The 6551-nt window shown below is 70.1% G+C and carries 9 protein-coding genes and 1 riboswitch; of the genes, 5 read left to right on the top strand and 4 right to left on the bottom strand.

Annotation, left to right across the window (positions count from 1 at the left end; all coding sequences use genetic code 11):
* Nucleotides 1–118: 118 nt before the first annotated feature.
* The 3 genes from ACWDR3_RS46810 to ACWDR3_RS46800 all read right to left on the bottom strand — a co-directional run bounded on the left by ACWDR3_RS46810 (nt 119) and on the right by ACWDR3_RS46800 (nt 2096).
* Entirely contained in the window at nt 119–592 is a 474-nt protein-coding gene (locus ACWDR3_RS46810; RefSeq protein WP_450358803.1) for a C40 family peptidase, read from the bottom strand.
* Nucleotides 593–595: 3 nt separating this feature from the next.
* Nucleotides 596–775: riboswitch (cyclic di-AMP (ydaO/yuaA leader) on the bottom strand.
* A 369-nt stretch (nt 776–1144) separates the two neighbouring features.
* Entirely contained in the window at nt 1145–1453 is a 309-nt protein-coding gene (locus tag ACWDR3_RS46805; protein WP_450358802.1) for a hypothetical protein, read from the bottom strand.
* Nucleotides 1454–1460: 7 nt separating this feature from the next.
* Nucleotides 1461–2096, bottom strand: a complete 636-nt coding sequence (locus tag ACWDR3_RS46800) for an ATP-dependent Clp protease proteolytic subunit (RefSeq protein ID WP_450358801.1) — start codon at nt 2094–2096, stop codon at nt 1461–1463.
* An 81-nt stretch (nt 2097–2177) separates the two neighbouring features.
* On the opposite strand from ACWDR3_RS46800, the gene ACWDR3_RS46795 reads away from it, so the two are divergent.
* Nucleotides 2178–2465, top strand: coding sequence for a type II toxin-antitoxin system Phd/YefM family antitoxin (locus ACWDR3_RS46795; protein WP_450358800.1), 288 nt, complete (start codon nt 2178–2180; stop codon nt 2463–2465).
* A gap of 138 nt (nt 2466–2603) precedes the next feature.
* On the opposite strand, the gene ACWDR3_RS46790 is transcribed toward ACWDR3_RS46795, so the two are convergent.
* A complete protein-coding gene (locus tag ACWDR3_RS46790) occupies nt 2604–3617 on the bottom strand; it encodes an ABC transporter permease (RefSeq protein ID WP_450358799.1) in 1014 nt (337 codons plus the stop codon).
* 137 nt (nt 3618–3754) lie between these two features.
* Between ACWDR3_RS46790 and ACWDR3_RS46785 the strand changes: the two genes are divergently transcribed.
* The 4 genes from ACWDR3_RS46785 to ACWDR3_RS46770 form a co-directional block, all read left to right on the top strand.
* Nucleotides 3755–4384: a TetR/AcrR family transcriptional regulator gene (locus tag ACWDR3_RS46785; RefSeq protein WP_450358798.1), complete on the top strand. Its 630-nt coding sequence runs from the start codon at nt 3755–3757 to the stop codon at nt 4382–4384.
* A gap of 133 nt (nt 4385–4517) precedes the next feature.
* A complete protein-coding gene (locus ACWDR3_RS46780; RefSeq protein WP_037740020.1) occupies nt 4518–4820 on the top strand; it encodes an urease subunit gamma in 303 nt (100 codons plus the stop codon).
* 9 nt (nt 4821–4829) lie between these two features.
* Nucleotides 4830–5141 carry an urease subunit beta gene (locus tag ACWDR3_RS46775; protein ID WP_450358797.1) on the top strand — a complete coding sequence of 104 codons (312 nt, stop codon included), beginning with the start codon at nt 4830–4832 and terminating at the stop codon, nt 5139–5141.
* Nucleotides 5134–6551: urease subunit alpha (locus tag ACWDR3_RS46770; RefSeq protein WP_450358796.1), on the top strand; the 1418-nt coding region annotated here is incomplete at its 3' end. The genes ACWDR3_RS46775 and ACWDR3_RS46770, both read left to right, overlap by 8 nt.

Genomic DNA, 6551 nt, shown 5'->3' with positions numbered 1-6551 from the left:
GATCTCCTCGCCCCATTCGAGGTAGCCGCGCAGCACCACCTCGGTGTCGGAGTCGGTGGTGAACCGGTGGCCCCGGCCGGTGAGTTCGTGGCGCATCGCCGTCGCCCCCGCGGGAGAGTCAGCTGACCCGGCCGTACCAGACGCTCTTCGTCCAGATCTTCTGCAGCCGCACCACGTCCCCGGTCTTCGGGGCGTGCCAGATCTTTCCCTTCCCGGCGTAGATGCCGACGTGGTAGACGCTGGAGCCCGAGTGGAAGAACACGAGGTCCCCGGCCTTGCGGCCCTTGGCCGAGATGTGGTGCGTCTTGTTGTACTGCTGGGCAGCCGTGCGAGGGAGCTTCTTGCCCGCCTTCTTGAACGAGTACAGCGTGAGCCCCGAGCAGTCGAAGCGGCGTGGTCCGGTGGCGCCGTACTTGTACGGGGAGCCCTTCTTGGAAGCCGCGATCTGAAGTGCCTTGGTCGCAGGCGTCGCGGCCGCGGCGTCGGAGGCGACACCCGGGATCACGACGGAGCCGCCCACTGCGGCGATGGTGAGAGCGGAGGCCGTACCGGCCCGGGCCATCAGCGACGGGACACGATTGAGCGCAGACATGCGCAACCCTTCGTCAGCCGCCTGTGAAGGATGACCTGTCGGATTCGGGCTGACAAAGTTGCCCGGCCGCTGACGCGGCTTCACCCCAAGGGCTGCTCGACCCGGTCATGGCGTGACCGTCCCGGCGACCCGTCGTGCTTGGGTCCTCCACTCCTACCGATGCAATCCTGTCGACCTGTCATCCGGGCGGCGGTAGGACTCGGCGTCCGCCCGGATCGCCCCGCCGCTGCGGCGGGGTCTTGTCGTCAGACAGGGATCTTGACCTATGAATGTCCGAAAAGCCCAACGGAATCGGGGATTTGTGGGGTTACTCACCACTCACCCGTTCGGGTGGACACCCCTGTGTTCGGGTCGGTGTCCAGGGCCGCGTGGGCCCCCGGACCAGCATCGGAACGCCTCATGCGGCCCTCGGACCACGCGCGTTGCGCAAGCGTGACGGTCGCGAAAAAGTAGCCGCAACTCCGCCGAACGGGGGTACGTCATTTGGTCCGTTTCGCCGCCGGTCCGGACGTCCCGACCACGCGTCGGACATCCGAACCGGCCACGCCTGCGTCAACTGGCGGAGCGCGGCGGCAGCGTGAGCCGCGCCGTGCGGCGCTCGCCGTCCAGCACCCGCAGCGCCCGCGCCAAGGTGGGGGCGTGCACCTCGGCCTCGCCCCGCTGATGCATCAGCGCCAGCGCGTCACGTAGTTCGGCCGCCTTGGAGACCAGCGCCTGCGCGGCCCGCAGTCCGCCGTAGGTGTCCCCGTGCCGCGCCGGGTTGATGCGGCCGAGCAGGTCGACCACGTCGAGGTAACGGTCGATCAACTCGCCCTCGGCGCGCGTCAACGCGGGCAGCGGCGGAAGCTCGGGCGGCAGCACCGGAGGCTCACCTCCCCGCGGGCGGGACGAGCGTGGTCTTGCGGGTGGAGACGATCCGGTCCACCAGGCCGTACTCCAACGCCCCTTGCGCGTCCAGGATGTTGTCCCGCTCGATGTCCTCGTGCACCTGCTCCGCCGTGCGGCCGGTGTGCCGTACCAGCAGCTCCTCCAGCAGATCGCGGGTCCGCATCAACTCCTCGGCCTGGATGGCGAGATCGCTGGCCTGTCCCTCAACGGGCCCGGAGAAGGCGGGCTGATGGAGCACCACTCGCGCCCCCGGCAGCGCGAGCCGCTTGCCCGGCGTACCCGCGGCCAGCAACACCGCGGCGGAGGAGCCGGCTTGGCCCAGACAGATGGTCTCCACGTCACAGGTGACGAACCGCATCGTGTCGTAGATCGCCGACATCGCGGTGAACGAGCCGCCGGGGGAGTTGATGTACAGCGAGATGTCCCGGTCCGGGTCCTGGTACTCGAGGTGCATGAACTGCGCCATCACGTCGTTCGCCGAGATGTCGTCGACCGGCGTCCCGAGAAAGACGATCCGCTCCTCCAGCAGCTTCGAGTACGGATCCATCGTCCGGACCCCGGAACTGGTGCGCTCGGTGAACTCGGGCAGGACATGGCGGGCCGTGGGTCGACTCATGGGTGCCCCCTCCTTCTACGTCTGCTGCGGCGACTGGTTCTGTAAAAAATGTACAGGACGTACATGACGTTAGAATGGGGTATGGCCTACGAGATTCCGGTGACGCAAGCCAGGGCTGAACTCGCCGATCTGATCAACAAGGTGGTGTACGGCGGTGAGCGCGTCGTCGTGACGCGGCACGGCAAGCCGTTGGTCGCCCTCGTCTCCGCCGCCGACCTGGAACGACTCGCCGAGCTCGACGCGGCGGCCGTCGTCGAGGAGGAGCAGGTGATCACCGCCGTCTCCACGGTCCACGAGGTCCCGTCCGCTCCTCGCGAACAGCACCGGTTCGGCATCACGGCGCACCACCGGGGGACCGGCGCGTCCTAGGCGAGTCACCGGCACCTTTGAGCACTGGGCATGCGCAGACAGAAAGACCGCGCACCCCCTCCGCTACAGCGGGGATGCGCGGTCGGTCCTGTGGTCGTCCGGCCTGCCGTCAAGGTCCTGTGCCGGCTCGGCCTGCCGTCAGCCGACGGCGGTCAACTCCCGTTCCCCGACTGCCTCCTGCGACTTCCCGCGCGACTTGAGCGTGTTGCCCAGCAGCACCGCACCCAGGCCCAACGCGGCCCACCAGGCCAGCGTCAGCGCGGGACCCGTCGCCGCCGCGCCGTCGAAGAACGACACCGAGCGCAGCAGGGTCGTACCCGCCCCCGGCGGCAGCCACTGGCCGATCGCGCCGACCGGCTCCGGCAGCATCCGCGGCGCCGAGGCCGCGCCGGAGAACGGGTTGCCGAGGAACATCATCAAGAACGCCACGACTCCGATGCCGGCGGGCCCGACCAGTGCCGCCAGTCCTGCCACGGCCGCGCCGACCGCCAGTGTCGACAGGCCGAGCGTGCCGGCCTCCGTCCACCAGTCGCCGGTGAGCACCCCGAGCCAGCTGTGCGCGAGCGCGGCGGCGACGACGCCCACCACGGCGGCGGCACCGACGAGCGCGATCGCGGCCCGGATCCCACGCAATCCGAGCATGGTCACCGTGGAACCCGCGATGATGCCGGCCAGCGCCAGCGGCAGCACGCTCGCGCCGAGGGCGGCGCCCCTGGGGTCACCGGCGGGGGCGGGCACGACGTCGACCGTCTTCACCTCGGTGCCGGTGGCGGCGGCCTGCTCGGTCACCGCCTGCGTCAGCAGCTGGGCGACGACCGGGCCCGCCGCCGACGCGGTCAGCAGCTCGGGACCCTGCGGGGTGACCACGACCGCGCCGTATACGGTCCGGTCCTTGATCGCGTCCCGGGCGGCGGCCTCGTCGGCGTAGTGGTGGATCTCGAACGCGCCCTTGTGCTGGGCGAGTTGCTTCTCCATCTGGGCCGTCGCGGCGGTGGGTCCCGCCACGCCGAGCGGCAGGTCGCGGGGCGCGGTGCGGGCGGCGGGCCAGGCGAAGGCCCACAGCGCCAGAGCGGCGAGCACGGGGATGAGCACGACGACCGCGAGCATGCGGCGGTTGTGTCCCCTCGTGGGGGTGGCTGGGGCGGTGGACATGGGAGTGATTCCTCTCGGGAAGCCGGGCGAGGCGCCGGCATGATCAAAAAGAAGGATCGTTCGTTTTAGGTGCGGCACCACCGTCGCCCCGATGTCCGCGGCTTGTCAAGAAGGAATGTTCGTTTTACGTTGGAGGCATGGCCCGCGTATCCCAGGAACACCTCGACGCCCGCCGCCGGCAGATCCTCGACGGCGCCGCCCGCTGCTTCGCCCGCAACGGGTTCCATGCCACGTCCATGCAGGACGTGCTCAAGGAGGTGGACCTGTCGGCCGGCGCGGTCTACCGCTACTTCAGCGGCAAGGAGGAGCTCATCACCGCGATCGCCGCCGAGGTACTGACGGAGGTCCGCGAGGCCTTCGCGGAGGTCTCCCGGCAGAGTCCGCCCCCGCCGCTGGACGAACTGGTCGGCCTGGTCCTGGGCCGGATGGTCGGCGTCTGGGCGTCGTTGACCATCGAGGGCGAGCCCGGCTTCCCGCGGCTGATCATGCAGGTGTGGGCGGAGGCGGCCCGCGACAAGAAGCTGGCGGCCGTCACGCGACAGGGCTACGAGGGGCTGCGGGAGAGCTGGGACGAGGTCTTCCGGACGTACCAGGAGTCCGGTGTGATGCGGTCGGACGTGCCCGCCGAGCACGTCACCCGGACGGTGATCGCCATGGTCCAGGGGTTCATCGCCCAGCAGTGCCTCTTCGGGGCGGCCCCCGTCTCGGTGCTCCAGGACGGTCTACGGGCGTTGATGAGCATGTCCGACACGCGGACCACCGCCTGAGAGATCACAGCTCGGTTAACTTGCCTGAAACTCGGTCCAACTAGCCTGCCGAACCACGCCACCAGGGACTTTGCCCGCGTGGCCGAGGCAACCGGACCCCGCACGGTCCGGAGCGAGGACTGTGAGGTGGGACGTGCAACTGACCCCGCACGAGCAAGAGAGGCTGCTGATCCACGTGGCGGCCGACGTGGCCGAGAAGCGCCGGGCCCGTGGTCTGAAGCTGAACCACCCCGAGGCGGTCGCCCTCATCACGTCGCACATCCTCGAAGGCGCGCGTGACGGCCGTACGGTCGCCGAACTCATGTCCTCCGGGCGCAAGTTGCTGACCCGCGACGACGTCATGGCGGGCATCCCCGAGATGATCCACGACGTCCAGGTGGAGGCGACCTTCCCGGACGGCACCAAGCTCGTCACCGTCCACGACCCGATCGTGTAGGAGGCCTCGATGATTCCCGGCGAGATCCTGTTCGCGGACGACCCGATCGTCTACAACGCGGGCCGCGAGGTCACCTCGCTGACCGTCCTCAACGCCGCCGACCGGCCCGTCCAGGTCGGCTCCCACTACCACTTCGCCGAGGCCAATCCCGGCCTGGAATTCGACCGCGCCGCCGCCCGCGGCAGGCGGCTGAACATCGCCGCCGGTACGGCCGTGCGCTTCGAACCCGGGATCCCCGTCGACGTCGAACTCGTCCCGCTCGCCGGCGCCCGTGTCGTGCCCGGGCTGCGCGGGGAGACCGGAGGTGCCCTCGATGCCTGAGATCTCCCGCGCCGCGTACGCGGACCTGTTCGGCCCGACCACCGGCGACCGCATCCGGCTCGCCGACACCGACCTGCTGATCGAGATCGAGGAGGACCGCAGCGGCGGCCCCGGACTCGCGGGCGACGAGGCGGTGTTCGGCGGCGGCAAGGTCATCCGCGAGTCCATGGGCCAGGCGCGTGCTACGCGCGCAGACGGCACCCCGGACACGATCATCACCGGCGCCGTCGTCGTCGACCACTGGGGCGTCGTCAAGGCCGACATCGGCATCCGCGACGGACGCATCACCGGCATCGGCAAGGCCGGCAACCCCGACACCATGGACGGCATCCACCCCGATCTGGTGATCGGCCCCGAGACCGAGGTCATCGCGGGCAACGGACGGATCCTGACGGCCGGCGCGGTCGACGCGCACGTCCACTTCATCTGCCCGCAGATCGCCGACGAGGCGCTGTCCGCCGGCGTCACCACCCTGGTCGGCGGCGGCACCGGCCCCGCCGAGGGGTCCAAGGCGACGACCGTGACGCCTGGCCCCTGGCATCTGGCCCGGATGATGGCGGCGATGGAGCAGTACCCGCTCAACATCGGCTTCCTCGGCAAGGGCAACACCGTCTCGCACGACGCGATGATGTCCCAGATCCGCGGCGGCGCCCTCGGGCTCAAGCTGCACGAGGACTGGGGCTCGACCCCGGCCGTCATCGACGCGTCCCTGACCGTCGCCGACCGTACGGGCATCCAAGTCGCCATCCACACCGACACGTTGAACGAGGCCGGGTTCGTCGGCGACACCCTCGCCGCGATCGCCGGACGCGGCATCCACGCGTACCACACCGAGGGTGCGGGCGGCGGGCACGCGCCGGACATCATGACCGTGGTCTCCGAGCCGCACGTGCTGCCCAGCTCGACCAACCCGACGCGGCCCTACACCGTCAACACCGCCGAGGAACACCTCGACATGCTGATGGTCTGCCACCACCTCAACCCGGCCGTCCCCGAGGACCTGGCCTTCGCCGAGTCCCGCATCCGCCCCTCCACCATCGGCGCGGAGGACATCCTCCACGACCTCGGCGCGATCTCGATCATCTCCTCCGACGCGCAGGCCATGGGGCGGGTCGGCGAGGTGATCCTGCGGACCTGGCAGACCGCGCACGTCATGAAACGGCGCCGGGGCGCGCTGCCCGGTGACGGACGGGCCGACAACCATCGGGTACGTCGCTATGTCGCCAAGTACACGATCAACCCCGCGCTCGCGCAGGGCCTCGCCCACGAGATCGGGTCGGTCGAGACCGGCAAGCTCGCCGACCTGGTGCTGTGGGAACCGGCGTTCTTCGGCGTCAAGCCGCACCTCGTCATCACCCACGCGCGGACCGTCTGCCCGGCGCTGCCCCCGTCGCACCGCACCCCGCGCTC

The organism is Streptomyces sp. NPDC001002, from assembly GCF_053599215.1.
The sequence above is the reverse complement of the archived record's forward strand: the minus strand, read 5'-3'. Positions and strand labels throughout refer to the sequence as shown.

Excerpts from the sequence above, each read along its gene's own strand:
- ACWDR3_RS46810 (WP_450358803.1), bottom strand. The coding sequence starts at position 592 with ATGTCTGCGCTCAATCGTGTCCCGTCGCTGATGGCCCGGGCCGGTACG.
- ACWDR3_RS46800 (WP_450358801.1), bottom strand. The coding sequence starts at position 2,096 with ATGAGTCGACCCACGGCCCGCCATGTCCTGCCCGAGTTCACCGAGCGC.
- ACWDR3_RS46785 (WP_450358798.1), top strand. The coding sequence starts at position 3,755 with ATGGCCCGCGTATCCCAGGAACACCTCGACGCCCGCCGCCGGCAGATC.
- ACWDR3_RS46775 (WP_450358797.1), top strand. The coding sequence starts at position 4,830 with ATGATTCCCGGCGAGATCCTGTTCGCGGACGACCCGATCGTCTACAAC.
- ACWDR3_RS46790 (WP_450358799.1), bottom strand. The coding sequence starts at position 3,617 with ATGTCCACCGCCCCAGCCACCCCCACGAGGGGACACAACCGCCGCATG.
- ACWDR3_RS46795 (WP_450358800.1), top strand. The coding sequence starts at position 2,178 with ATGGCCTACGAGATTCCGGTGACGCAAGCCAGGGCTGAACTCGCCGAT.